Source organism: Streptomyces solitudinis (assembly GCF_036323765.1).
In the GTDB taxonomy this organism is placed as follows: Bacteria; Actinomycetota; Actinomycetes; order Streptomycetales; family Streptomycetaceae; genus Streptomyces.
Genome location: NZ_JAZDCW010000005.1, coordinates 240,259 through 266,584, shown reverse-complemented (window position 1 = coordinate 266,584; position 26,326 = coordinate 240,259). Strand labels below are relative to the sequence as shown.

Genomic DNA, 26,326 nt, shown 5'->3' with positions numbered 1-26,326 from the left:
GAAGGCGGCCCCGTTTGTCAAGCGGAATTTATGATGAGCGGCCAGTGCTACGCCCGCGTAAACTTCATGAGACGACGGCTGCGGACCAGACCAGCCGCAGTCGCTGACCGACAAGGGGTGATGGGGTGGACAGGGGGACACCCGGCAACGGGCGCACCATCGCGGACCGGCTCGACCATCTGATCGGCACGATCCATCCTCCGGGCCGGGGGCCGCTCAGCTACATGGAGATCGCCGACGGGATCAGGAAGAAGGCCGGACCGGCCGGTCCGACCGTCTCGCACGCGACGATCCAGAAGATCCGCAAGGGGGAGATCACCGATCCGAAGGTGTCCACGCTGACCGTCATCGCCGGGTTCTTCGGCGTCCCGGTCACGTACTTCTTCGACGACACCGTGGCCGACCGCGTCGACGCCAAGATCGCCAAGGTGAAGGAACGGGTCGAACTGACCCGCGCCCAGCGCGAACTGGCCGACATGCTGCGCGACGGGGACGTGCGCGACGTCGCCGTGCGGATGAACGGGCTGTCCACCGACAGCCTGCGCGCCATCCGCGGCGTGATCGACCAGGCCCGAAGACTGGAGGGGCTGCCGGAACCGCCGGGCCGCCGAGCCTGACCGGGCGGAGCCGCCCGCCGGGCCGGGCCCCAGTGGCCCGGCACCCGGCCGCCCCGCCCCTCGTCCCGGCCCCGCGCGTCCCGGTGGCCGGCGTCGCGGTGGGCCACCGTCCGAAGGGGCGGGGCGGTTCGCCCTGCTTGCCGGGAAGCTCCCGGTGCGGTCCGCCCGGCCGTTCGGAACCGGCCACGCGTGCGCCGGGAAATCGGTCCGGAGAGTTTGGCCGTTCGACTCCACCGCCGCCTAAACTGCGGTGGCGAAGGAGACCGTATGACCAAGACGAGCCGCCGTGCCCGCTGCGAGGCCGTCGCTGACGCTCTCGACATGCCCCGGCCGTTCGACCTCGACGCGCTGTGCGGACGTATCGCCGCCCGGCGCGGCAGGCCGCTGCGACTGGTTCCCCTGGAGGGAGCCCCGGACGGCAGCACGCCGTGTGGCGTCTGGGTGGCCACCGCCGCCTCCGACCTGATCTTCTACGAGCCCGCCACCAGCGCCGTCCACCGGCTCCAGATCGTGCTGCACGAGCTGGCGCACCTGCTGCTCGGGCACGGCTCGCCGGACGCCGAGCGCCCGGCCTACGCCGCCCGGCTGCTGGAGGAGGCCACCGCCGCGGAACCGGAGGAGGACGACGAGCTGGACCTCGACCAGCTCATGCACATCCTCGGCCGCACCAGCTACACCGACGAGCAGGAGCGCGACGCCGAACTGCTGGCGACGATCCTCAGCGACCGGGCGCTCAGCCAGGAGGCCCCGGCCACCTCCGGTGAGGCCGCCGGCGTCCTCGACCGGCTCAACGACGCCTTCGGGCACCCCGTGCGCTGGTAGGCCCGCGTGGAAACCGCCGTTCTGGTCCTCCTGTGGTGCGTGGTGCTCTGGCGGGCGCCCGCCGCCGCCCGCGTGCCCCGGCAGCGTGCGCTGTGGCTCACCTTCGCCGCGCTCACCGTCTCCATGACGCTGCGCCTCCCCGAGGTCATGCGCGCCATCGACGGCGGCACGGGCGTCAACAACCTCTCCACCCTCCTCAAGCACCTCATCGGCATCACCGCGGCCGCCGCCCTGCTGGAGTTCGTCTTCGGCGTCACCCGGCCGGGCCGCGACCGGGGCCGAAGGCTGCGGATCGCCGCGGCCGGAGCCACCTGGGCCGCGCTGGCCGTCCTGTTCGCCCTGGTGCCGAGGACGGCGGAGGCCGAGGAGTTCTTCGAGACGAACGCGGGCTCCGGCGCCGCGACCGCCTACCTCATGGTCTGGTACGCCTACCTGGGCCTGGCCATGGCCGTGGCGGCGCTGCTGTTCTGGAGCGCCGCCCGGCACGCGCGCGCCGGCTGGCTGCGCGCGGGCCTGTGCTTCCTGGGCGCGGGCACCGCGGCGGGCGTCGGCTACGCGCTCGTGCGGGCCGTCTACCTCGTGCTGCGGCTGGCCGGGACGGTCGGGGCCGGGGCCGATCCGGGCGTCACCCACAGCACCGACGTCATGAAGCACGCGGCCATCGTCCTCATCCTCGTCGGAACGACGCTGCCCGCCGTGGGCGTCGCGTGGCGGGCCGCCGGACACTGGCGTGACCTGCGCCGCCTGGACCCGCTGTGGCGGCACCTGACGGCCGCCGTCCCCGAAGTGGTGCTCCACGAGGAGCTGGGCCGCGGCGAGTTGCGGATGCGGCTGCACCGCCGGGTCGTGGAGATCCGTGACGCCCTGCTCGCCCTCCAGCCGTACCTCGGCGCCGAGGAGTACGAACGGGCCGACGCCGTCGCGGCGGGCAGCGGACTGACGGGGTCCGCGCGGCGGGCGCTCGCCGACGCCTGCTGGGTGGAGGCGGCGCGCGAGGCGAAGCTGGCCGGGCACCCGCCCGCCCCGGCCGGCCGCCGCCCGGAGGCGGGGCCGGACGCGGGTCCGGACGCCTTCGAGGCGGACCTAGGCGACCTCGGGAACCTCAGCGACCTGGACGCCGAAGCCGCCTGGCTCCGTGCGCTGGAGACGGCCCGGCACCGCCCGGCCGTCCGCGCGTTCACCGCCGCACCGCGGCCCCGGGAGAGCACCCCACCCCAGGAGAGCACCTCACCGTGACACCCGACACCGCAGCCGCCGGACCCGCCGGGCCCGCTCCCCGGGGGGCTCCCGAACCGCCGTCCGGGGGCGCCCCCACGGGGCGGCTCCGGGCCGCCCGGCTCGTCACCGACGGGTTCGAGCCCAAGAACTGGATCGTCGTCCTCACCCTGCTCGTCGGCTGGCGGGTGGACGGTCTCGCGGGCGTCGGCTGGGGCCTGTTCGGCGCGCTGTTCGCGGCCGTCCTGCCCGTCCTGTTCATCACCTTCGGCATCCGCCGGGGCACCTGGGCCGACCGGCACCTCGGCGTGCGGCAGCAGCGGCTCGTGGTGATGCTGTTCATCATCGCCTCGGTCGCCACCGGCACGCTGCTCATGGGCCTGCTCGGCGCCCCGCGTCCGATGATCGCCCTCATCGCGGCCATGGTCGCCACGCTGGCGGTGCTCATGGCGATCACGGTGGCGTGGAAGGTGTCCGTGCACGCCGCCGTGTCCTCCGGCAGCGTCGTCCTGCTCGCCCTCGCGTACGGGCCGTGGCTGCTGGCCGCCTACCCGCTCGTCGCGCTGGTGGGCTGGTCCCGGGTGGCGCTGCGGGACCACACCCCCGCGCAGGTCCTGGCGGGCACCGCGCTGGGCGCGCTCGTCGCCGGGACGACGTTCGCGCTGCTGCGCTGACGCGCCGAGCGGCCCGCCGCCGGAGGGCTACCCGTCCTCCGGCTCCGGCTCCGGCTCCCACCCAGGTTCCTCCGGCTCCGGCTCGTCCCCCCACGCCAGCGCCTGCGGACCCGGCCCGTCCGGCGCGGGGGGCGCCTGCGCGGACGCCCCCGGCGCCGAGCCTGCCGGCGCGGAGCCTTCCGGTGCCGCCAGCAGGCCGAGGATGGCCTGCCCGTACCGCGCCAGCTTGTTCTCCCCGACGCCGCTGACCTCGCCCAGCTCCGCCAGGCTCGCCGGAGCGCGGGACGCGATCTCCCGCAGCGTCGCGTCGTGGAAGATCACGTACGGCGGCTTGCCCTGCTCCCGGGCCTCCGCCGCCCGCCAGGCCCGCAGCTCCTGGAACACCGGCTCGGCCTCCGGCGACAGCTCCACGGCCGCCGCGGCCTGGCGTCCGGGGCCCGCCGTCCGCGCGGGCCGCGCCGCCTTCACCCGCGCCGGGTCGCGGCGCAGCGGCACCTCGCGGCGGCCGCCCAGCACCTCGCCGCTCGCCTCGGTCAGCACCAGCGTCCCGTAGTCGCCCTCGACGGCCAGCAGCCGCCGGGCGATGAGCTGCCGCACCACCGACCGCCACTCGGCCTCCGCCAGCTCGCCGCCGACCCCGAAGACGCTCAGCGCGTCGTGGCCGAACTGGCTGACCTTCGCCGTCGTGCGGCCCAGCAGGATGTCGATGATCTGACCCGTGCCGAACTTCTGCCGCCGCTCGTGCTGCAACCGCCACACCGTCGACAGCACCTTCTGCGCGGGCACCGTGCCGTCCCACGACTGCGGCGGCGTCAGGCAGGTGTCGCAGTTCCCGCAGGGCTCGCCGCGCTGCCCGAAGTACTCCAGGAGCTGCACCCGGCGGCACTCCACCGTCTCGCACAGCGCGAACATCGCGTCCAGGTGCGCGGCCAGGCGGCGCCGGTGCGCGTCGTCGCCCTCGGAGGTGTCGATGAGCTTGCGCTGCTGGACGACGTCCTGGAGCCCGTAGGCGAGCCACGCGGTCGACGGCAGCCCGTCCCGCCCGGCGCGGCCCGTCTCCTGGTAGTAGCCCTCCACCGACTTCGGCAGGTCCAGGTGGGCGACGAAGCGCACGTCGGGTTTGTCGATGCCCATGCCGAACGCGATGGTGGCCACCACCACGAGCCCGTCCTCGCGCAGGAAGCGTGACTGGTTCTCCTGGCGGACCCGCGCGTCCAGCCCCGCGTGGTACGGGACGGCCGCGACGCCCTGCTGGTTGAGGAACTCGGCCGTCCGCTCCACCGAGTTGCGGGACAGGCAGTAGACGATGCCCGCCTCGCCCGCGTGCTCGCCGCGCACCAGGCCCAGGAGCTGCTTCTTCGGCTCGCCCTTGGGCACGATCCGGTACTGGATGTTGGGCCGGTCGAAGCTCGCCACGAAGTGCCGGGCGTCCTCCAGGGCGAGCCGGGAGGCGATCTCGGCGTGCGTGGCCTCGGTGGCCGTCGCCGTCAGCGCGATGCGGGGCACGTCGGGCCACCGCTCGTGCAGCTGGGACAGCGCCAGGTAGTCCGGCCGGAAGTCGTGCCCCCACTGCGCGACGCAGTGCGCCTCGTCGATGGCGAACAGCGCGACCCGGCCCCGCTCCAGCATCCGCAGCGTGGACTCCAGCCGCAGCCGCTCCGGGGCGAGGTAGAGCAGGTCCAGCTCCCCGGCGGCGAACTCCGCCTCCACCAGCCGCCGCTCCTCGGCGTCCTGCGTGGAGTTCAGGTACCCGGCCCGGACGCCGAGCGCCCGCAACGCGTCCACCTGGTCCTGCATGAGCGCGATGAGCGGCGAGACGACGACCCCGACCCCGTCCCGCACCAGCGCCGGGATCTGGTAGCACAGCGACTTGCCGCCACCGGTGGGCATGAGCACCAGCGCGTCACCGCCGGCGACGACGTGCTCGACGATCTCCTGCTGGGGCCCGCGGAACGCGTCATAGCCGAAGACGCGGTTCAGGACGTGCAGGGGCTCTTTCTCGGGGGTGGCCATCCGCCCATGCTAGAAGCCCCCGGCGACACCCCCGCACCACTCCCGGCATCCCGGCCGCCGCTACAGGCGTATCGCGCTGCGCATGGCCTTCGCGTAGTAGCCGTTGCCGTCCAGACGCGAGGTGCCGCCCTTGTCGCCGATCGTCGGCCCGTTGACCTCCTCGCGGCTGGAGACGAAGATCCGGTGCCCGTCCGTGTCGTGGCCGAGGTAGATCCCGACATGGTCCAGCCGGGACTCGGTGCGCTCGTCCAGCCAGAAGAACACCAGGTCACCGGGTTGCAGCACGTCGATGGAGCCCGGTCGCTCGTAGCGCGGCGCCGAGCCGGACAACTCGATGACGTCCGTGCCGAGGCCGGAGCGGGCCATGGCGTCCGCGGTGCGGGGGAGGCCGTCGCCTTGTTCGTCGTTGGGCGCCAGCGGGTAGCGGGCACGGTAACCGAAGACGGTCCGGATGAAGCCGGAGCAGTCCATGGCCCGGTAGCGCTGCTGCTCGGGCTGAAGCGTGGTCCCGTCGCGGAAGGTGTAGGGAATGCCCAGGTAGTCGTAGAAGTCGGACTGTTCCAGGCGCAGGTCCGCGCCGTCCTGGCTGTCCGGGTTGAGCGGGCCGAAGTCGGCGTCGCCCGCGTAGGCGATGCCCTCGCCGTCCTTCTTCAGCGGAGCCTGGTCGACGTACTGGAAGGCGATGGCGAACAGGTCGTCCTCCTCGCTGCCGAAGTACTCAGCGAACCAGTCCTTGAACCAGCGCTCCTTCTCGGCGCCCTCGCGCCAGTTCTCCGGCATGAGCCGTACCCAGTTCTCCGTCACCACCCGGGACTGCGTGGAGGCGGGCTCGGTGAACGTGCGGCTCGGTCCCTTGAGCGTGGCGGTGCGGGCGCCGTCGGTGAACGTGGCGATCACCTGCCCGTCCTCGGAGCGCAGCACGCTGCGCGCCGGGTTCTTCAGCCGCTCCCAGGTCTGCTCGCCGGTACTCGTGCCGACACCGGCGTTCTTGAGCAGCGGGGTGTCGGTGACGGCCTGTACGGCGGGCGCCTTCGCCTGCTCCTCGGCCCGCAGGGCCACCGTCAGGTAGGCGCTGCCGGCGAGCAGGGCGAGGACCGTCGCGGCGTGCAGGACGGGCCGGGACTTGCGCGTGGTCTTGGCACTCATGTCAGTCAGCTCTCCGTTGGCTGGCGTGCGGTCGTCAGGAGGTGGGCATGACGCCGAGCAGGATTCCGGCGGTGAGGACGATGTAGGTCATGAGCGTCACCGAGCCGGTGGCCAGCATCGTCGCTCCCTTGGGCTGGCGGACCAGCTGGTAGGCGATGAGCCCCGGCACGATGAAGCCGAGTGTCTGGTTGGAGTACATGAGCGGGAACTCCTGCTGGAGGACGATGGTGAGCGTCCCCTGCAACACCACGCCGATCAGTACGACGGCCGCGAACAGCCGCTTGCCGTAGAGGATCACGTGCCGCTGCACGAGCAGGGTGCACACGTAGGTGAGGACGGTCACGCCCACGACCATCGAGGCGTGCTGGAGGTCCTCCACGAGCGTCAGGGCGAGCCACCCGGGGGTGATCATGCCGCCGGGGGAGAGGTTCGTCGTGAGGTAGCAGACCAGTGAGAACAGCAGCCCGAGCGCGATGCCGATCGCGGCGATCTCAGGGGTGAGGACGGCGGGTATCAACGGGATTCTCCTGGGCTGTGCCACACATCGGGGTACGGGGTCTGCGGGTCCTGCGGCCGGACGGGCCGGTGCCGCCACGTCCCGTCGGCGGGTGCCGGTTCGTGGGGCCGCACCGCCTGGTCCGGCTCCGGCTCCGTGGCCTGCGGCGGGTGCGGGACGTCGTGGGGCGGCGCGGGAAGGTACTGGCGGCGGGCCCCGTGGACGTCCGGGTAGGGCTCGTACGGCGCGCCGGAGTGCCCGCCGGCCGGGTACGCGGCACCCTGGCCCGCGCCGGGACTGCCGGGACCGCCGAAGCCGCCCGGACCGCCGAAGCCGCCCGGTTCCGTGCCCGGCCCGTCCGGCCCGCCCGCCGTGTCCGGTTCCTCGTCGGCGGGCAGCTCGGCGAGGTGTTCGAGCAGCACCTCGCCCTGGCCGTGGATGTTGCCGATCGCCACCAGCGACGCGTCCGGCCCGAGCCGGTCCAGCAGCTCGCCCATCAACGCGTCGGCGTCCCGCCGGTCACCGCCGAGGTCCACCGCGCGCGGCCGCCACTCGGCGGGCATGGCGTCCAGGGCGCTCTTGGTCGGGTGCCCGATCAGGAACACCGACTCCGGGGCGAGGCCGGGGATGATCTGGCCCATCTGCCCGTTGCGCTCCACGCGGTCGGGACGGCAGTTGATCACCACGTGCAGCGGTCTGCGGACGGCCCCGAGGTCGAGGAGCTGATTGATGTTCATCAGCGTCGACTCGGGATCGTTGGCCGCGAAGACGTTGGCGAAGCGCAGTGCCTTGCCGTCGTGCGTGCGGTACCGCTCGACGGAGAGCACGCCCGGGTCCGGCGGCGCGTCGTACATGCCCTGGAGCGCGGTCGTCCGGTCCACGCCGAGCAGCTCGGCCACGGCCAGGGCGATGGCCACGTTCTCCTTGAAGGTGAACCAGCTGAACCCGCGCAGTTCCTCGTCCGTCACCGTCTCCGGATCGGCGTACACCAGGCGGCAGTCCCGCGCCTCCGCCTCCTCCTGGAGGATGCCGAAACGTTCCTTCTCGGCCGTGACGCAGACGCCGCCCTCGGGCATGGACCGGGACAGCGAGCGAGCGACGTCGTCCAGGGTGGGGCCCATCTCCTCCAGGTGGTCCTCGCGCACGTTGCACAGGACGCCGATGGTGGAGCGGATCAGTTTGCTCTGGTTGATCTCCTGGAGCGCGGGCATGACGGCCATGCACTCGATGACCAGCGCGTTCGGCTGGTAGGACGCCGCCCGGCGCACGATGCCGATCTGCTCCACTACGTTGGCGATGCCGAACTTGCGGTAGACCGGCTCCTCGGTGGCGTCCGGGTGGATGAACCGGGCGGCGGTACCGGTGGTCTTGGCGACGGTCACCAGGCCCCCGCCGCGCAGCGCCCCCGCGCAGAGCCGGGTGATGGAACTCTTGCCGCGGATGCCGTTGACGAGTACCCGTGCGCGGATGAGTTCGAGGTTGGCGAAGTGCCGCCGCTGCTCGACGACGCCCGCGATCAGCAGCACGGCGCAGCACACCACGAGCACCGTGTAGAGGAAGAGCACAGCCGATCAGTTCCTTCCGGCCGGGGTGACGGTGTCACGCCGGGCTTGCGCCTGCTGGTTCTGGAGCTGCTGCCGCAGCAGCTCCAGGCTGCGGAGGACCGCGCCCACCTCGTCATGGTGGCGGGGGTACAGGACGGTGCGCCGGTCGCCGTCGGCCAGCGCCTCCGCATGCGCGGCGAGCTGCCGCAGCGGGCGGACCACGATGATGTGCAGCCAGCCGAGGCAGGCCACGGCGGCGGTGAGCACGAGCAGGCCGGACAGCACGGTGCGGTTCTGCAGCTTGTACTCGGGGATGGCGAGCGCGCTGGCGGACTTCCAGCTCACCACCGTCCAGCCGAGGTCCTTGGCCGCGCCCCCGCCGACGAACGGCGCGGCGGCGGCGAGCTGCACACCGTCGTCGTCGCGGTACAGGACGCCGCTGGGGCGCGGGTTCAGGCCCACCTGCTGCGACGTGCCCTCCACCAGGGCGTCCAGCCGCGCCGACGGCAGGTCGTCGAACGCCAGGTAGCCGGTGTTGCCGCCGATGACCCGGCGCTCGGCGTCCACGACGCGGACCTGGCCGAGGCCCTCGCGTTCGAGGAGCGAGTTGAGGAAGTCGATGCGGAACTCGCCGACCAGTGCCGCTCCGTCACGTCCGGGCACCTCGGCGAAACCGGCGATGACCGGTTCCTTGCCGTCGTCGTTCAGCACGGCGACGGCGCCGTCCGCCGGGCCCTCGCCCGCCGTGTGCCGGGGCTCCTCGCCCGTCCGGGCGAGTACCTCCCCGTCCGCGGTGAGGACGTACAGCGACGCGTAGCGCCCGTGCTCCTCGGCCGTGCGGTCCAGCACGGCCCGCATGTCCTCGGGCGAGGTGCGGTCACCGATGAGGGAGGCCACCGACGTGAGGTCGGCATGCCCCTCGTTCAGCGCCCGGCGCACCCGGTCGGTGAGGGTGTCGGTGCGCTCGCGCTGGTCGTTGACGAGCTGCTGCGGGATGACGGCGGTGGTGTCGGCCCGGTTGATCAGGAGCGCGAGCGGCGCCGACCAGGCCAACAGCAGGAAGCCGCAGGCCAGCAGCAGGCCGCGTCCGCCCGCCCGGCGCCAGCGCGGTGCTGCCGCGGCGGTGGGCGCGGTGGTGCCGGGGTCGTCGAGCAGCTGCTGGCGCAGCCGCTCCAGTGCCGTCCCGATCCGGGCGGTCTCCCCGGTTCTCGGGACGGTCACCGGGCGCCGCAGGTCGCCGCGTACGAGCCGGCGGCTCTCCAGGAACAGCCGCAGCAGTGGCCGCTGGACGAATCCGAGCAGCAGCGTCACCGCGAGCGCGCCGATGACCAGGAGGGCCGCGGCAGCGCCGAGCCCGACGAGGGGGTCGGTGCCGCGGGTGGGGTCCTCGGCGACGTGCACCATGGCCACGACCGTCAGCCCGAGCCCCGTCGCCATCGTGGCCTCGCCCGGTTTCGGTGCGGCGAGCGCCGCGTACCCGGCGACGGCCCGGTCGCCCCGGTACTCCTCGCCGAGCAGGCTGCCGCTGATGCCGGTGAAGCCGCCGGAGCCGGGTTCCTTCGTCTTGAGCGGATGCCCGGACGCCCGTTTCGTGGCCTCGGCGGCGAACGTGGCGAGTTGCTTGCCGTGCTGTTCGACCTCGTCGCGCTGCAGGTCCGTGAGGACCTGCTCGGGCTCGGGGATGCCGTCGCTGCTCAGTACCTTGCCGGTGGAGTCGACGACGGCGATCGAGCGGAACTTGCCCAGCGCGATGCCCGGGAAGCGGAGGCTGCTCGACGCCACGAGGAGCTGCTGCGGCTGGCCCTCCCAGGAGAGCAGGGCGAAGCTGAGCAGCCGCGTCTCGCCGTTGGACAGCCTGACCATGCGCGGGGCGAGCCCGTCCTCCTCGGAGAGCTTGGCCCGGTCGATGACCGTCAGGGGCAGCGTCTCACCACGGGCGGCGAGCAGCCGTCCGGAGCGGATCTCGATGACGGCCGTGCCGCGCCACTTCTGGTAGACGCTTCCGATCTTGTCGAGGACGGCGTCGGCGGGCACCGGCTCGGCGGAGGCGCTGAACAGGGCGGCGGCACGGGCGAGGTCGGTGACGCTCTCGTCCAGGGAGGCGCGCAGTGCGATGGCCCCGTCCTCGGCGAAGTGCTGCTGGGAGGTGAGCACCGCGTCGGGGAGCTTGCCGTGCTTGACGGACCCCAGGCTGAACGCGGTCACCGCGGCGAGGGTGAGGAGGAGCACCGAGAGCACGGCGATGGGCGGCCGTATGCCGCCCAGCAGTGACATGTCGGCTCTTCGGCGGACCTTGTGCCGCCGCTTCGGGCGCGAAGCGGCCACCGGAATGCTCCCTTCCACAGGACAACGAGACGGGCAGCCGCTGTAGGCCGGAGAACCGGCTCAGGGCGACTGCCCCCGCACTAGACGGGTGCGGTGGCCGTTTGGTTGTACGGAGTCCGTATAACGCTTCGATAGCGGAGTGACGCGTGGGGTTTCACCGGCGTTTCCCGGCAGCCGCCGTCCGGCGCCGCGTGGAGCGGCGCCGGACGGGGCGTCCCGACGTCAGTCACCCGGTTCGCGGAGGGCGACGAGCCCGTCGCGGGCGGCGCCGCGGTTGAGCATGGTGCCCTGCGTCCGTTCGAACGCGAGCTGGTAGCGGGAACGCCGCAGGCTGCTGAGGTCCGCGCCGTCGTCCAGCTCGGCCACCACGTCCACCAGCCGGTGGTCCTCGACGGCGCCGGGCGCCGGTTCCTCGTCCGGTGCGGCGGTCTCCATGTCCGGCGGGATGTCCACGAGCGTCGGGACGTACCGGGCCTCGACCTGCCACTCGCCGTCGTGCCGGGTGAACTCGAACCAGCCGATCGCACCCTCCTCGGTCAGGCCGGTGGGGACGTCGTGCCGTGCGAGCTGGTTTCCCAGCCCGTAGGCGATCCACGTCCCGTCGACCTTCTCCATCGGCTGCACGACGTGGGCGTGGTGGCCGATGACGAGGTCGATGCCGGTCTTCTCGGCGATCCGGCGGCCCAGCTTCAGCTGGGACGTGCTCGGGTTCGGGTGGTGCTCACGGCCCCAGTGGATGCTCAGGAGCACCACCTCGGCCCCGGCCTCCCTGGCGGCCTTCTCGGCGGCGGCGATCCGGTCGAAGGACGTCTCGTTGGCCAGCCACGGCTGGTCCTCGGGGACCTCGCGTCCGTTGAAGCCGAACGCGAAGGAGAGCTGGGCCACCTTCACGCCCTTCACCTCCACGATGAGGGGCGTGTCCGCCTCCTCCTGGCTGCGTGCGGAGCCGGTGTGCCGGATACCGGCCTCGTCCAGCACGTCCAGGGTCCGCTTCACCCCCGCGGGCCCGTGGTCGAGCGTGTGGTTGGAGGCCGTGGTGCAGGTGTCGTAACCGACGTTCTTGATCGCCGTGGCGATCTGCGGCGGCACGAGGAAGTCCGGATAGGACTGGAACGGGCCCTGCGGCGTGCCGAGCACCGGCTCCAGGTGGCAGATGCCGAGGTCGGCCTTGCTGATGACGGGCTTGATGCCCGCCATGATCGCGTTGAAGTCCAGCCCCTCGCGGCCGGACGCCTGCGCGTCCTTGCGCGCCTGGTCCACCAGCTGGGTGTGGATGAGGATGTCGCCCGCCGCGGCGACCGTGAACGCCGTCCCGTCGCCACCGGACTCCGTGCGGCCGGAATCCGCGGGGTCGCCGCTTCCCAGAAGTCCGCACCCGGCCGCGGTGGCCGCCAGGAGCGCGAGCGCGGTGGCGCGGGCAGTGCCTGAGAGAAGAGGGCGTCTGTTCACTCAGGTATTTTCATACGAACATGAGCCCACTTCCCGCCACGCGCATAACGATTGCGGCAACAGCACTGGTCAGCACCGTGATCCTCATCGCAGTGGCAGCATTCACCTTCCGGGCCGGCGGGGACGGCGACCGGTCCGGCGCGCCGCCCGGCCCGTCGACGGCCGTCGTCGACCTGGAGCGCCGGATCACCGGCTTCACCGCCGGGCTCTCGGCCAGGGGCGGCTACCGGCCGCCGGACCGTACCGAACGCACGGCAGTCGCCGACGGTGTCGGCCTCCTGCTGGACGGCGACCGGGACGGCGCCGCCCGGCGGCTCGCCGAGGTCGGCTTCCAGGTGCGCGCCTTCACCGACCGGGCCACCGGGCGGCCCGTCGCCGAGGTCTTCGACGGCGCCGACAGCGGTGACGCCATCCGGGGCTGGGGCCGCGTCTACGTGGACCTCGCCGCGCCCGTCCGCTGGTCCGTGCAGGTGCCCCACCCCGCGGCCGACCTCGACACCGAACGCCTGGGCACCGCCGTCTGGCGCGGCACCCCCGGGGGCGTCCTCGTCCTCGCCGGCGCGCACCGCAGGGCCGGTCAGGACGGCGAGGCCGACGTGGCGCACCGCCGGGACAGCGTCTTCCACGCCGTCTGCGCCGAGCTGGTGCGGCGCGGCCTGCCCGGCATGCAGCTGCACGGCTTCGCCAACGACTCGGCGCCTGACCACGAGGCCATCGTCTCCACCGGCGCGGGCGACGCGGCGCTCCCGGAGGCGCGCGTCCTGGCGCGGGCACTGCGTGACCGGGAGGTGGAGGTCTGCCGCGCCTGGGCCCGCTCCTGTTCCCTGGAGGGCCGCACCAACCGGCAGGGCCGCACCGCCGCCGAGTCGGACGTGCCGTTCCTGCACCTGGAGTTCAACCGGGACCTGCGGGCGGACGGCACCGGCCGGGCCCGGCTCGCCGCCGCCCTCTCCGGGACCGCGGCCGACTGGCGCTGAACCTCACGTCACCACCCGGAGCCGCGGTGCGGCCGTCGTCCGTTCACCGGGGGAGGCGGCGGCCGTCGTGGCGGGTGCGGACGAAGGGAGCGGCGACGTCGCCGCCGGTCAGCCTCCCGTAGGCGCTCGGCCGCCGGAACGCGTCACCCCACGTCTCCCGCTGCCGGTAGTCACGCAGGGCGGCCAGGTCGAAGGGGGCCAGGTACACGCCGGGCCGCTCGTCCGCCTCGACGGTGAGCATGTCCCGCGAACCGTCGCCGTCGAACGCGATGCCGTCGAAGGCGACCGAGTGCCCGAACCCGGGACCGGCGTAGTTGGCCACGGCGACGGCCGTCATGTTCTCGAAGGCGCGGGCCCGCAGCTGGGCCGTGCGGTTGACCTCCAGCTCGCACGCGTTCGGCACGAGCAGCAGCTCGGCCCCGTCCAGCATCAGCGCCCGCGCGCTCTCCGGGAACTCCCGGTCGTAGCAGATCATCGCCCCCACGCGCACCGGGCCCGCCGCCGTGTCCAGCGTCGCCGCCGCGAAGGAGGAGCCCGGGGTCAGCACGGCCTCCGGGTAACCGAAGGCGCAGGTGTGCACCTTGGCCTGCGTCAGCACCCGCGTCCCGTTCCGGTCGAAGAGGGTGACGGTGTTGCGGGGCGGGCCGTCCCACGCCTCCAGGTACGTCACCGCGACGGCCATCCGCAGCTCGGCGGCCAGCTCCCCGAACCGGCGGACGTAGGGCGAATCCGCGCCCACCGCCTCGCCGCACCAGACCGCGTCCGGCTCCGGCGCCGGCTCCCCCCAGCGCTGCGGGTGCCGGTACACGGCCGCGCCGTCCAGCTCCGGCGGCACCGCCGAGCCGTACCCGTTGCTCCACATCTCCGGGAACAGCGCCACGTCCGCCCCCGCCCGGCGGGCCGCGCGGCACGCCTCCTCCCCGGCCGCCAGCGCGTCCTGCCACCGGTATCCGGCGACGGGGTCGAGCTGCAGCAGGGCCACCGTCAGCGTCGTCATCCCCTCATCCCACCGCACCCGCCCGGCGTCCGGCAACGGGCTCCCGGCCCGCGCGCCCCGCCGGGCCGACCCGGGGGCCGGGCCGACCCGGACCAGCCCGGGGCCAGCCGTTTCCGGTGCCGGGGGCTCAGCGCCGTCCGGTGACCGCGTCCCGGGCCCGGGCCAGCACCTCCGGCGCCGAGGCGTCCGCGGCCCGCTCCGCCAGCGGCGTCCAGAAGTCCGCGCCCGGCGCCGCCTCCACCGCGATCCGCCGCCCGTCCGCCCACGCGGCGTCGAACGCCAGCCGCCAGGCGTGCAGGCACGTGCGGGCACCGCGGGCGGCGCTCTCCTTGTCGAACAGCGGGTCGCCCTCGATGGCGTGCCCCGTCCAGGCCAGGTGCACCCGGATCTGGTGCCTGCGCCCGGTCACCGGACGCACGGCGAGCAGCGCGTGCCGCTCGTCCTCCCACACCCGGGCGAACTCGGTCACCGACGGGTAGCTCTTCTTGCCGTACTCCCCGGCGTCCGCCGCCAGCGACCACCGCCGGGCCCGCGGCGCCGTCCGCGACGCGGGCCGCGTACCGCTGTCCGCGGGCCGCTCCTCGTCCCGGACGATGTCCTCCCGCCGTCCGGCCACCCGCACCCGGTTCTTGCGCCCCACCCCGAGCGGCAGGTCCACGACGCCCCGCTCCGGCAGCCCGCCGTCCGCCCGGACGACCGCCAGGTACGCCTTTTCCACGGTCCGTTTGCCGAACTGCCGCGTGAGGTCCCCGTGGAAGCGCAGCTCCTTGGCGAAGAGGACGGCTCCGGAGGTCACCTTGTCGATGCGGTGCACCGGGAACAGCGTCTCCCCGTCCTCCTCCGCGAGCCGCACCAGATCGCTCTCGTGCCGTTCCCCCATGACCGAGACACCGGCGGGCTTGTTCAGCACCAGCACGGCCTCGTCCTCGAACAGGACCGCGCCGTCCCGGATTCCGGCCCACCGACCCACAGCCATCCCCCACTCACGCCGCACCGGCCCGGCACGCCGCCGGGCGGCCGCCATCGTAACGGCGCCGCCGCCCCCGGCCCCGCTGGTGGGCGGGGCCGGGGGCGGCGGCGGACGTTCGGCGGTGCTGCCCGCCTACGCGGGGAAACGCTCCGGACCGGCCGGCGCGGGGGCCGTGCCGAGCATCGCCGAGGCGTTCTGCAACGCGGTGAGCCCGGTGCCCGGGGCGGCCGGGACCGGCGCCGGGGCGTGGCAGGTGAAGCCGAGGCGGGTGAGCGCCCTGGTGACCTCCTGCGCGGAGAAGTCGCGGCGGTCCTGGCGGGTGATCACCTCACCGACCTGCTTGACGGGGTAGGTGCGGCGGCCGACGGTCACGGTCTCGCCCCCGGCCGGCACCGGCTCGGGCGCGATGCCGCGCATCGCTGCCTGCACCTCGCTCTTGATGAAGTCGAAAGGGTAGTGGGCGATGACACAGCGCATGGGACCTCGATGGGGTTGCGGAGCGGAGGGCTTCCTGGCGGGGACGGCTACGCGGACCGGTTCACGCGGCGCGCGGCCGTGCGCCACGCGAACCGCCCGCGGACCGGCGGCCGGAGGAGGGGCGGCGGCGCGAGCGCGACGCGCCGCCACCCGCCGGACGCGCGGCAACCGGCGACGCGACGATCACCGGAACACCGGAGGGCACCTGGGCGCCCGTGATGCGGGTCAGCTCGGCGTCGCCGGAGCGGACCTGCGTGCTGAGCGGCGTGATGCCCGCGGCGCTCATGAGGCGCCGCATGTCCCGCCGCTGGTCGGGGGTGACCAGCGTCACGACGCTCCCGGACCGGCCCGCCCGGGCGGTACGGCCGCCGCGGTGCAGGTAGTCCTTGTGGTCACCGGGCGGATCGACGTTGACGACGAGGTCGAGGTCGTCCACGTGGATGCCCCGGGCGGCGACGTTGGTGGCCACCAGCACCGTGACGTGTCCGGTCTTGAACTGGTCCAGGGTGCGGTTGCGCTGCGGCTGGGACTTCCCGCCGTGCAGCGCCGCGGCCCGCACTCCGCTGTGCAGCAGGTGCCGGGTCAGCCGGTCGACGCTGTGCTTGGTGTCCAGGAACATGATCACGCGGCCGTCGCGGGCGGCGATCTCCGTCGTCGTGGCGTGCTTGTCGGCCGCGTGGACGTGCAGCAGGTGGTGCTCCATCGCGGTGACCGCGCCGGCGGGCGGGTCGACGGAGTGCGTCACCGGGTCGTGCAGGTAGCGGCGCACCAGCGTGTTCACCTTGCGGTCCAGCGTCGCGGAGAACAGCATGCGCTGGCCTCCGGAGGGCACCTGGTCGAGCAGCGCGGTCACCTGCGGCATGAAGCCCATGTCGGCCATCTGGTCGGCCTCGTCGAGCACGGTGGTCCGCACCTCGCCGAGCCCGCAGTCGCCGCGCTGGAGCAGGTCCTTCAGGCGGCCGGGCGTCGCCACGACCACCTCGGCCCCGCTGCGCAGCGCCCTGCTCTGGCGGCCGATCGGCATGCCGCCGACCAGCGTGGCGATCCGCAGCCGCAGCGCCCTGGCGTAGGGCGTGAGGGCGTCGGTCACCTGCTGGGCGAGTTCCCTGGTGGGTACCAGGACCAGGGCCAGCGGGCGTCCCGCGGCGGCCTGGCGCCCGGCGGTGCGGGCCAGCAGCGGCAGGCCGAAGGCCAGCGTCTTGCCGGAGCCCGTCCGTCCGCGACCCAGCATGTCCCGGCCCGCGAGGCAGTCCGGGAGCGTCGCCGCCTGGATGGGGAAGGGCACGGTGATGCCCTCGGCGGTGAGCGCCGCCAGCAGCGGAGCGGGCAGGCCCAGCGCGGCGAAGGTCGTCGAGGTGGGCTGCGCGGGGACGCCGGGGGCGTCGGCGTCACCCGGGGCGCTGCTCCGCGCGTCGGGGTGGGGGATCTCCGTGACGCTGTGGCGCGTACGGGGGCGACCGGCCCTGTTGCGGGCTGTCGTCGTGTGCATGGGGGTCCTTCCTCGTCGCGGTACGCCGGGGACCACCGGCGCGGCGGAAACCGCGCGGGGGCTCCACGGACAAGGACCGGGAACGAAGTGAGAGTGGTACGGAAAGCCGGACCCATGCAGCAGAGATATGGCGACACTGGCCGAGAAGGGGTGTCCGCAATGGAGGTGAATACTCACTCTCCCGCTGGGTGGGGCGGTACGGCGGTCAGGCCGGTACTCCTCGTTGCGGGCACGGTGCGGCCATCACCGTGCACCCGGGGTGCGTACACGAGTGACCGGGGCCCGCACCCTGGGTGCGGGCCCCGGTCATGTCGTGAGCGTCAGCGTCAGGCGGGAACGATGTTCTCGGCCTGCGGGCCCTTCTGGCCCTGCGTGACGTCGAAGTTCACCTTCTGGCCCTCGTGGAGCTCACGGAAGCCCTGGGCGGCGATGTTCGAGTAGTGGGCGAAGACGTCAGCGCCGCCGCCGTCCTGCTCGATGAAGCCGAAACCCTTTTCCGCGTTGAACCACTTCACGGTGCCAGTAGCCATGCAAAATCTCCTTCGGGGCAATTTCCGGACCCACACTGCGTGGACCCGGCGTTGCCGCGATGATTACCCCGTCCGGAAGACCGGAAATACCAAAGTTTTTCATCCGGCGGTGAGGCCGGTGAGACTGGTTTTGGGAACCACACTGCAACTGATATCGACACTAGCACGGAACGGGTGGCCGTGCCCGGCGGTCGGCGGCTCCTTCTTGGGGGGCGGGGAAAACCTCGGCGACGCGCCCCGCGTTTCTGTAGTTGCCGCGACAGATATTGCTTCCCGGCGCCGCCACGAAACCTTTCGGATTAACGCCCGCCGGAGGTGCGTGGTGCTCGGGCGCCACCTCGGCGCGCCGCAGCCGTCGCCCCCCGGAACCCGGTCGTGCCGCCGGACGGACGGGTGCCCGGCACGGCAAACCTGCGACGGCCACAGTAGACATTCGGCACTTCCTTCCTTACTGTTTCTTCCGTAGCCAGCGATGTCGACGCGGCACGTCCGGCGGCCCGGAATCGGACTCCGAGAGACACATCACAGCAAGCAGGAGGGCGCAGGCGCCGCCCGCCCGGCGGAAGCAGCGGGCGGGAAGGCGGCGAGCCCCTCGGGGCCCTGGCGCCGGTACCGGCGCCAGGGCCGTTCGACGCGTCCGGCAAAGACGTACAGAGGTATACGTGACCCCAGACCCTTCGTCCCCCACCACCGACCGGCTCGACGACGACGACTACCCCGCCTACACCATGGGCCGCGCCGCCGAGATGATCGGCACCACGCCCGCCTTCCTCCGCGCGATCGGCGAGGCCCGTCTCATCGTGCCGCTGCGCTCCGAGGGCGGCCACCGCCGCTACTCCCGTTACCAGCTGCGCATCGCCGCCCGCGCCCGCGAACTCGTCGACCAGGGCACCCCCATCGAGGCCGCCTGCCGCATCATCATCCTGGAGGACCAGCTGGAGGAGGCCCGCCGCCTCAACGCCCAGCTCCAGCGGCACCGGCCCTCCGTCTCCTGACCGGCCGGCACCCCGGCGTCCCGGGTCCCGTTCAGGCCCGATCCGTTCCGGCCCGGTCCCTCCCGGCCCGCGCCTCGCCACGGCCCTCGCCGGACGCGGCCAGGCGTCCGGGCGGGCATCCGTGCCGGGCGTCCGTGACGGCCGTGGGGGAGGTGCCCGGGGTGGCTGTGGGGAGGCGCTCGGGGCGGCCGCCGCGCGTGCGGGCGCGTCCCGCGCGGCCGGGAACGGCGCATGCGTTTTTCCTGGTTCCTCCGGGTGTGACCTCGGCTATGGTGCTCACGTGGACTTGGGGATGATCCAGCAGTGGTACCCCGTGGGTACGGACGTTGTGGTGTACCTCGCCGGGGGGCGGTCCGCCCGGGGACGGCTGGAGGCGATCGGGGCCGACAGCCTGGTGCTCGTCACCGAGAAGGGGCCCACTCTGCTGAACGCCACGGCGGTCGAGCAGGTCGAGCCCATGAGCCCGGCCGCACCGGCCCCGGCGCCCGCCCCTCCTGCACCGCCCCCGTCCCCGTCCCCAGCCCCGGCCCCGGCCCCGGCGCCCGTCGTGCTGTCCGCTGCCTGGGACGTGCTCGAAACCGAGTTCTCCACGGACCCCCGGCAGGCCCGGCTGACCACGCCGGTGTTCGGCCTCGACCCCTCGGTCGAGCTGGGCTACACGGAGGCGAAGGAGATCGAGGGGCACATCAACCGGGCCAGGAACCGACTGGACTCCGCCCGCAGGTTAGGCGAGCCGGCCCGCGCGCCGGGGGCGATACGCGACCTGGCGGCGGCCGCCGCCGCCTGCGACTACCCGCCGGCGTTCCACCTCGCCGCGCTGCTGCTCCTTGAGCGGAGCAGTACCGAAGCGGCCCGGCACCAGGCCGAGGCGTGGATGGCGGAGGCCGTCCACTGCGGCCACCGGTACGTCTGGGACCTGGCGGTGCTGCGGATGCGGCACGGTCACGTCCGCGAGGCGACGGCGACGCTCGGCGAAGCGCTGAGCCTTGGCCCCGCCGACCACAGCGACGACGTGCTGCTGCGCCTGTTCCTCGCCCTGGTGCTTCAGGAGGGCGACGGGTCCGCTGCGGCTTCCGTGCTCGGCGCCGCGGCGGAGGAGAGCCCCGGGCAGCGGCGGGTCGCCACCCGCGCCAGCCTGTACCTCGCGTCCCGGCTGTCCCCGGAGCGGGCCGCTCCGCTGGAACCGTTGCTGGCTTCGTCGGCACTGTCGCCCGACGACCTGTCCCGGGCGCTGGAGACCCTCGGACCGGACCCGGCGGGACGGCCCGCCGCCCCGCCGCCCACCGTCCGGCCACCCGCCGCGGCCACCGCCCCGCAGGCGTACCCGGCGCCGGGCGGACGGCCCGGCCCCCCTCCGCCCGCCCCAGCACCGCACACCCCCGGGCCCCGGGTCCAGCCCGTCCGGAGCACGGCAGGCGGGCCGGGGAAGGCACCCGGCCCCAGGGAGCCCCACCTCCACGTGGCCGCCGCGCGCAACCAGCTCAACCAGGGAAACCTCGACGCCGCCCTGAAGATCGCGCAGAACGCCCTTGCGGGAAGCCCCGGCCACGCCGAGCTGCTGGAGATCGCCGAGACCGCCCGGCGCGAGAAGGCCGCGCGCACACCGGCCACCACGGCGTCCAGGCGCACGGCCCCACCGCAGCTCCCCCGGGGCCGCCGTTCGGCGTACGTGCGGGCCCAGCACGCCGACACCCAGGAGAAGGACTGGCCCAAGGCCGAGCAGCTCTACCGCCAGGCCCTGACGGAGGACCCGGACAACGAACGGGCCCGGCGCAGTCTGGCCTGGGGGCTGCACCGCTACAAACGCAGCGACGAGGCGCTGGAGCTGCTGCGCGACCCGGGTGTCGTCGTCCAGGACACCCTGCCGCACCAGAACATGATCATCACGATCCTGAGCGACACGGGGAACTGGGACGAGGCCGCCCGTCTCCTGGAGGACCTCCTGAAGAGGGAGCACTCCAAACAGACCAGGACCGGCCTGCTGAAGCGCCTCATCGTGCTGTACCGAAGGCTCCGGGACGCCGAGCGGGCCAAGGGAGCGGCGCAGCGCCTCCTCAACCACGGCCCCCGCAACCCCGAGTTCCGCAGTCTCTGGGAGGAGGTGGAGAAGGCCGAACGGTCGGGCATCTGGGACCGGATCGACCAGCTGCTCACCAAGAGCGACTGGAAGCCCGAGCAGTCCGGTTCGATCAGCCCCATCCTCCTGCTGCACCTGGACCGCTGCGAGTACGCCGGCGTCAACCCGGCACGCGTGCAGGAGGGCACGCTGAGCGAGCGGGACGTCCAGGAGCTGGACGAACTCATCCGCACACTCGGCTCGCGCAGGTCCGCGGACCGTGCCGCCTACAACCTGTCGGCAGCACGCATCCTGCGGGACCTCAACCAGACCGAGGACGACCGTTTCCACAAGTCCCTGCGGAGCTTCGGCGCGGCCATGGGCGACCTGTGCACGGCCGAGCGCCGGCACGGGGACGTCACGCGCACCTACTACGCCGAGGCGGTAGCCCTGGGCGGGTGGGACGACATGGGCGAGCTGAAGGTGAAGCAGTTCGTCCTGTCGTACCTCGACCCCGACTGGCCGCAGCCGGAGTCACGCCCGACGTTCGAGAAGTGCCTCCAGTGGGTGCTGGAGGACGAGAGCCTGCACAAACCCCTGACGTTCGGCCTGCTCAGCCTGATGGCCGCCGGTTCCGATCGGGTGCGGCGCGAGATCGTCTCGCGCACCTTCCGCGTGGTGCCCATCCGGGACGTCCTCATCGGGCAGCTCTGCGGCTACCTGGCCGAGACGAAGCCGTCGAGCGCGCACGACGTCTACGCGGAACTGTGGCAGGAGGCCCTGCGCAAACTGCGCCAGGAACTGGACGCGCAGCGCCAGTCGCTGCAACTGCCGCTGAACCGCAGCGAGCCCCTCGGGGCCCTGGCCGAGGACCAGCAACTGCTCGAGCGCGCACGGGATCTCGCCCCCACCACGCCGCTCGACATCGACCGCCTCAAGAAGGTGGCCACCACCCTGGCGGACATCCACGGATACCTGGACCAGCCCTCGTACCTCGAACAGGAGCGCCTGGAGTCCAAGAACCGCACCGCCGTGCGGGAACTCGTCGCCACCATCGAGGCGTATCCGACACGGCTGAGCCTGGAGTACCTGGTCCCGCTGCTGACCAAGCTCGACCGGGCGCTCGCCGGGCACTTCGGGGACGTCCAGCGGGCCGCCGAACCGACGGACCTCGAAGTGACCAAGGTGCTGTCCAGCTACGCCCCCAACGCGGCGTCCACCATCCACGTGCAGCTCAGCGTCAAAAACCTGCCCCGCCGCAGCCCCGCCGTGGACGTGACACTGCGCGTACTGGACAACACCGACGACTACCAGCCGGTGGTCGAGCCCATACCGGTCGCCCACAGCCTGCGCGACGAGCAGACCGAGACGTGCACGCTCCCGCTGGTGGTGACGCCCCGGGCCGTGGCCGAGCAGGTGCTGACGCTGCACTACAGCCTGGAGTTCATGGTCCGCTCGGACCGGCGCATCGTCACCGAACCGCGCACGCTGCCCCTGCGGCTGAACGACTCCCAGGACTGGAAACCGATCCGCAACCCCTACGCCGAGGGCGCCCCCGTCGAGGACGAGGAGATGTTCTACGGCCGCGGCCCGCTGATCCAGATACTCGTGGACTCCCTGGAGCGGGCCGACGCCAAGTGCGTGGTGATCTACGGACAGAAGCGCGTCGGCAAGTCGTCCGTCCTGCACCACCTGCAACGGGCGCTGAAACCACCCGTGCTCGCCGCCAAGTTCAGCATGGGCGGACTCGCCACCAACCTGACCCACGCCGGACTCCTGTACAAGATCTCGAACGCCTTCTTCCGCCGCCTGGAGGACCTGGAGGACGAGGGACTGCCGGGGCTGGACCTCTCCAGGCCGGTGCTGCGGGAGTTCATCGACAGCGGCTCACCGGAGATTCACTTCGACGACTACATGCGGGACATCCTGCGGCGGATGCAGCGGAGCGACACCTACCGCAACTGGCGGATGGTGCTGCTGCTGGACGAGTTCACCGTCCTCTACGGCGCCATCGCACGCGGCGACCTGCCCCGGGAGTTCATGAAGTTGTGGAAGGCCATGCTGGAGAGCAAGCTGTTCAGCAGCGTGGTGGTCGGCAACGACCTGATGCCGCGCTTCCTCAAGGCGTTCCCCAACGAGTTCCAGGTGGCCCGGCAAGAGCCGGTGTCCTACCTGGACGAGGGACCCGCCAAAGCACTGATCACCGAGCCGATCGCCCTGGAGAACGAGGAGAGCCGCTACCGCGGCGACTCCGTGCAGCGCGTCATCGAACTGACCGCCCGCAGCCCGTACTACATCCAGCTGTTCTGCAACCGCCTCGTCCAGCACATGAACGCCGAACGCCAGCCGCTCATCGGCCCCGCCGACGTGGACAACGTCGCGGCGGCCCTGGTCAGCGGGGACCGGGCGCTGGTTCAGGAGCAGTTCGACAACCTCCTGACTCCCGGCGACGCAGACGTCAGCGACCTGTCCGAGGAAACCGTCCTGGGGGTGCTTAAAGGCAGCCTGTCGGGGCACCGGCGCGACCTCCACCTGGACGGCCGCAAGGCCCGCGAACTGACGGAGGGACCCCGCGTCATCGACGACCTGCTGCGCCGCGACGTGATCGTCCGCGAGTCCGAGGACCGCTACCGGATCAAGGTGGGGCTGTTCGCGGAATGGCTCTGGCACAGGAAGGCGTAGGGGCACATGACAAACACGGCACCAGGGTCTCCCCGCAACCCCTTCGCCACCGTCGGACACCCCGTCCACGGCGACGACCACGTGGGGCGGACAGGCCCCATGGAGATCCTGACGGAACGGGTCCTGTCCCAGTCGACCGCCGGCGCCACCGCCATCATCGGCCCGCCGCGGATCGGCAAGTCCAGCCTGGCCTACCACGTCTTCATGCGCCCCGAGGCCCGGGAGACACATCCCCGGCTGCTGCCGGTCTGGATGAACGTACGGACCCAGGCCGGCATCGAGCACGTGTTCCGCAGGCTGTCCGACGACGTCTGGGACCTGCTGACCGAGCGGTCCGCCGACATCGACCGGCGCGTCGCGGACGCGTACCAAAGGGCCGTGGAGCCCGACGTTCCCTGGACGCAGGCACAGAGCGAAACCCAGGAGTTCCTCCGGCTGGTGCGCCGACGCGGCTGGCGGGTCGTCCTCATCCTGGACGAGTTCGACGCGGCGCGCGAGGTGTTCAAGACCCAGCCGGGCACGTTCCAGGCCCTCCGCGAGATCGCCTACAACCTGGACTGGAACATCGGCCTGGTCACCACCTCCCGGCGGGAACTGCGCGAGATCGTCGACATGGCCGACCCTGACGAGTCCACCTTCGCCGGGATCTTCCGCTCCTTGTTCCTGACCTGCTTCGACGCCGACGAACTCGGCGCCCTCGCCTCCCGGGTGCCGGGCTTCTCACCCGACGACGGCCGGGACCCAGCCGTCACCAGACTGGGCGAGCTGGCCGGCGGCCACCCCTACCTGGCGAGCGTGCTCCTGGACCGGGTGTGCAGCTCCGCCCGCGGCGGCCCGTTACACCTCCTGGACGCGATCGAGGAGCTGGCGGACGCCCTGCCGGCGGAGTTCCAGTACTACTACCGTGACCTCGAAGAGCTGCTGCACGCTGACGGCCGGCTCCGCGCGCTGCTGGAGGTGGTCCTCGGCCCCCAGCTCGTCGTGACGCCGGACGACGCCCAGGTGCTGCTCCAGCAAGGGCTGGTCAGGGTGCGGGAGGGCGCGTACCGGGCCTTCTCCGACGACTTCCAGCAGTACCTCACGCTGGTCGGGCGGAAGCTGGGCCACTGGGACAACTGGATGGCCGTGGAACGCCGCATCCGTGATCTGGTCGAGTCCGTCTTCGAGGGCAAGTACGGCACCGACTGGCCGGCCGAGCTGCGGAGGGTCCGTCCCAAGCTGACCCCCATGCTCGACCACTGCGAGGAACTGCGGACCCGGGAACTGCGGTCCTTCGGCGCGCGCGGTTCCACCCGCATCCTGGACTTCACCTACCCGCGGGACCTCTACGACCTGATGGCGTCGCACTGGGACCTGTTCGGACGGCTGTGGAAGAAGGACAAGGGCTACTGGAACGAACGGTTCTCCCTCCTGGCGAAGGTCCGCAACCCCATGGTGCACAACCGGATGGCGGTGGTGACCCCGCTGGAACAGCGCACCTTCGGGGTCTACTGCGACGAGATCATGGAAGTCCTGGACCAGACGGACTGAACTGACCTTTCCCTGCGCGTGCTGCACGAGCTTCCCGTCCTCGTGGGTGCTGATCCACCCGCCGAGGACTGCCGACGCGAGCCCTCGGCGCTGGAGAGTCACGCGGTAGCACCGGGCGCTCCCGTGGTGGATATGAGCGTGCAGCCCGAGATCACCCAGCGGGACGGAAGTCCGACTACGTGTTCACTACGCGACCGGTCGGCCAGTGGAACCGCGCAACGGTCTATCGGTCCTCATGGACGTCCACACACGCGTCGTGCAGGAGACACGGCGGGAGGCTACGAGTCACATGGGCCGGCTGCTGAAGAAGCGGGGTCGCGGTGGTCAGTGACCGCTCGCGTTGATGTCGGAAGCGGTTGCCAAAGGCCCGGACCATGATCGGTCCGGGGCCTTGGCGCTGGTGCCCCCGGCAGGATTCGAACCTGCGACACCCGCTTTAGGAGAGCGGTGCTCTATCCCCTGAGCTACGGAGGCGAGGGCCCGTGGGGCCCTGGTACCCGGGTCAGTGTAGCGGTTGGGGAGGGCGGGGGAGAGGCGAGCCGGGGGGTGGCTCTGCGGTCCGGGGGACGCAGGAGGGGGTGACGCAGGTCACGGCTCGGCGGGGAAGAAGCGGGGAGCGGTTCCCCGTTTGCATGGGCGGATGAATCGGGGAGCGTGTCCCCGGTTTTCGGTGTACGGGGGGAGGAGGGAGCGGGGTCATGCGGGCGGATGCCGTGCGGAACCGGGAGCGGATCGTGGACGCGGCCCGGGAGCTGTTCGTCGAGTCCGGCGGGGAGGTCCCGCTGGACGAGGTCGCCAGGCGTGCCGGTGTCGGGAACGCCACGGTGTACCGGCACTTCGCGGACCGCGACGCCCTCGTGCGGGACGTGGTGCTGGCCGTCACCGAGCGGGTCGCCAACCGGGCGCAGAGGGCGCTGGACGCGCTGGACGCGCCGGGGGGCGGCGAGCCGTTCGAGGCGCTGCGGGCGTTCGTGTCCGGGGCGATGGACGAGCGGGTCGGGGCGCTGTGTCCCGCGCTCTCGCCCCGCTTCGGCAGCGGGGACGCGGAGCTGGTGCGCCAGCGGGAGCGGCTCGAAGCGCTGGTCGGCGAACTCCTCGGACGGACGCAGCGGGCGGGTGCGGTGCGCGCGGACGTCGGCGTCGGCGACCTGCTCGTCGTCATCAGCCAGCTGACGCGTCCGCTGCCCGGTGCGGGGTGTGCGCGGTTCGAGCGGTTCATCGCCCGCCACGTGCAGCTGTTCCTCGACGGTCTGCGCGCGCCCGCCCCGTCCCGGCTGCCGGGTACGCCGGCGACTTTGGAAGGTCTACGACAGACGTGAAAG

General features: G+C 72.6%; 20 protein-coding genes and 1 tRNA gene. 9 read left to right on the top strand and 12 right to left on the bottom strand.

Annotated elements, in window-relative coordinates; all coding sequences use genetic code 11:
- The first annotated feature begins 125 nt into the window (after positions 1–125).
- From V1J52_RS15290 to V1J52_RS15275, 4 genes are all read left to right on the top strand, one after another.
- Complete coding sequence (locus tag V1J52_RS15290; protein WP_330140340.1) at positions 126–617, top strand: helix-turn-helix domain-containing protein; 492 nt, start codon at positions 126–128, stop codon at positions 615–617.
- Positions 618–884: 267 nt separating this feature from the next.
- Positions 885–1,439 (top strand): hypothetical protein, encoded by a 555-nt coding sequence (locus V1J52_RS15285; protein WP_330140339.1) that lies wholly within the window; start codon positions 885–887, stop codon positions 1,437–1,439.
- 6 nt (positions 1,440–1,445) lie between these two features.
- Positions 1,446–2,675, top strand: coding sequence for an MAB_1171c family putative transporter (locus V1J52_RS15280; protein WP_330140338.1), 1,230 nt, complete (start codon positions 1,446–1,448; stop codon positions 2,673–2,675).
- Positions 2,672–3,328 (top strand): phosphatase PAP2 family protein, encoded by a 657-nt coding sequence (locus tag V1J52_RS15275; protein WP_330140337.1) that lies wholly within the window; start codon positions 2,672–2,674, stop codon positions 3,326–3,328. Before V1J52_RS15280 ends, V1J52_RS15275 begins: the two co-directional genes overlap by 4 nt.
- A gap of 27 nt (positions 3,329–3,355) precedes the next feature.
- Here the strand turns inward: V1J52_RS15275 and recQ are convergent, their stop codons facing one another.
- The 6 genes from recQ to V1J52_RS15245 form a co-directional block, all read right to left on the bottom strand.
- Positions 3,356–5,341, bottom strand: coding sequence for a DNA helicase RecQ (recQ, locus tag V1J52_RS15270; protein ID WP_330140336.1), 1,986 nt, complete (start codon positions 5,339–5,341; stop codon positions 3,356–3,358).
- Between the two features lie 60 nt (positions 5,342–5,401).
- Positions 5,402–6,487, bottom strand: a complete 1,086-nt coding sequence (locus V1J52_RS15265; protein WP_330140335.1) for a C40 family peptidase — start codon at positions 6,485–6,487, stop codon at positions 5,402–5,404.
- 34 nt (positions 6,488–6,521) lie between these two features.
- On the bottom strand, positions 6,522–7,004 hold the full coding sequence (locus tag V1J52_RS15260) for a poly-gamma-glutamate biosynthesis protein PgsC/CapC (RefSeq protein ID WP_330140334.1): 483 nt from the start codon (positions 7,002–7,004) through the stop codon (positions 6,522–6,524).
- Positions 7,001–8,548 carry a poly-gamma-glutamate synthase PgsB gene (pgsB, locus tag V1J52_RS15255; RefSeq protein ID WP_330140333.1) on the bottom strand — a complete coding sequence of 516 codons (1,548 nt, stop codon included), beginning with the start codon at positions 8,546–8,548 and terminating at the stop codon, positions 7,001–7,003. The genes V1J52_RS15260 and pgsB overlap by 4 nt, the downstream gene beginning before the upstream one ends.
- 6 nt (positions 8,549–8,554) lie before the next feature.
- Positions 8,555–10,801: a HAMP domain-containing protein gene (locus V1J52_RS15250; RefSeq protein ID WP_330140332.1), complete on the bottom strand. Its 2,247-nt coding sequence runs from the start codon at positions 10,799–10,801 to the stop codon at positions 8,555–8,557.
- Positions 10,802–11,074: 273 nt separating this feature from the next.
- Entirely contained in the window at positions 11,075–12,301 is a 1,227-nt protein-coding gene (locus V1J52_RS15245; RefSeq protein ID WP_443075828.1) for a CapA family protein, read from the bottom strand.
- A 92-nt stretch (positions 12,302–12,393) separates the two neighbouring features.
- Between V1J52_RS15245 and V1J52_RS15240 the strand changes: the two genes are divergently transcribed.
- Positions 12,394–13,278, top strand: coding sequence for a hypothetical protein (locus V1J52_RS15240; RefSeq protein WP_330140331.1), 885 nt, complete (start codon positions 12,394–12,396; stop codon positions 13,276–13,278).
- A gap of 43 nt (positions 13,279–13,321) precedes the next feature.
- Here V1J52_RS15240 and V1J52_RS15235 read toward each other — a convergent pair whose 3' ends face one another.
- The 5 genes from V1J52_RS15235 to V1J52_RS15215 form a co-directional block, all read right to left on the bottom strand.
- Entirely contained in the window at positions 13,322–14,275 is a 954-nt protein-coding gene (locus tag V1J52_RS15235; RefSeq protein ID WP_330140330.1) for a carbon-nitrogen hydrolase family protein, read from the bottom strand.
- A 127-nt stretch (positions 14,276–14,402) separates the two neighbouring features.
- Positions 14,403–15,251 carry an RluA family pseudouridine synthase gene (locus tag V1J52_RS15230; protein WP_330140329.1) on the bottom strand — a complete coding sequence of 283 codons (849 nt, stop codon included), beginning with the start codon at positions 15,249–15,251 and terminating at the stop codon, positions 14,403–14,405.
- A 126-nt stretch (positions 15,252–15,377) separates the two neighbouring features.
- Complete coding sequence (locus V1J52_RS15225; protein ID WP_330140328.1) at positions 15,378–15,722, bottom strand: SCO5918 family protein; 345 nt, start codon at positions 15,720–15,722, stop codon at positions 15,378–15,380.
- A 61-nt stretch (positions 15,723–15,783) separates the two neighbouring features.
- Positions 15,784–17,211 (bottom strand): DEAD/DEAH box helicase, encoded by a 1,428-nt coding sequence (locus V1J52_RS15220; protein WP_330140327.1) that lies wholly within the window; start codon positions 17,209–17,211, stop codon positions 15,784–15,786.
- Positions 17,212–17,537: 326 nt separating this feature from the next.
- A complete protein-coding gene (locus V1J52_RS15215) occupies positions 17,538–17,741 on the bottom strand; it encodes a cold-shock protein (protein WP_329315148.1) in 204 nt (67 codons plus the stop codon).
- Between the two features lie 728 nt (positions 17,742–18,469).
- Here V1J52_RS15215 and V1J52_RS15210 point away from each other — a divergent pair.
- The 3 genes from V1J52_RS15210 (at position 18,470) to V1J52_RS15200 (ending at position 25,004) form a co-directional block, all read left to right on the top strand.
- On the top strand, positions 18,470–18,736 hold the full coding sequence (locus tag V1J52_RS15210; RefSeq protein WP_443075838.1) for a helix-turn-helix domain-containing protein: 267 nt from the start codon (positions 18,470–18,472) through the stop codon (positions 18,734–18,736).
- Between the two features lie 280 nt (positions 18,737–19,016).
- Positions 19,017–23,474: a tetratricopeptide repeat protein gene (locus V1J52_RS15205; RefSeq protein WP_330140325.1), complete on the top strand. Its 4,458-nt coding sequence runs from the start codon at positions 19,017–19,019 to the stop codon at positions 23,472–23,474.
- Positions 23,475–23,480: 6 nt separating this feature from the next.
- Positions 23,481–25,004, top strand: coding sequence for an ATP-binding protein (locus tag V1J52_RS15200; protein WP_330140324.1), 1,524 nt, complete (start codon positions 23,481–23,483; stop codon positions 25,002–25,004).
- 398 nt (positions 25,005–25,402) lie between these two features.
- Here V1J52_RS15200 and V1J52_RS15195 read toward each other — a convergent pair.
- Positions 25,403–25,478: transfer RNA gene (locus V1J52_RS15195), tRNA-Arg, on the bottom strand.
- A gap of 224 nt (positions 25,479–25,702) precedes the next feature.
- Here V1J52_RS15195 and V1J52_RS15190 point away from each other — a divergent pair.
- A complete protein-coding gene (locus V1J52_RS15190; RefSeq protein ID WP_330140323.1) occupies positions 25,703–26,323 on the top strand; it encodes a TetR/AcrR family transcriptional regulator in 621 nt (206 codons plus the stop codon).
- The last annotated feature ends 3 nt before the right edge of the window (positions 26,324–26,326 follow it).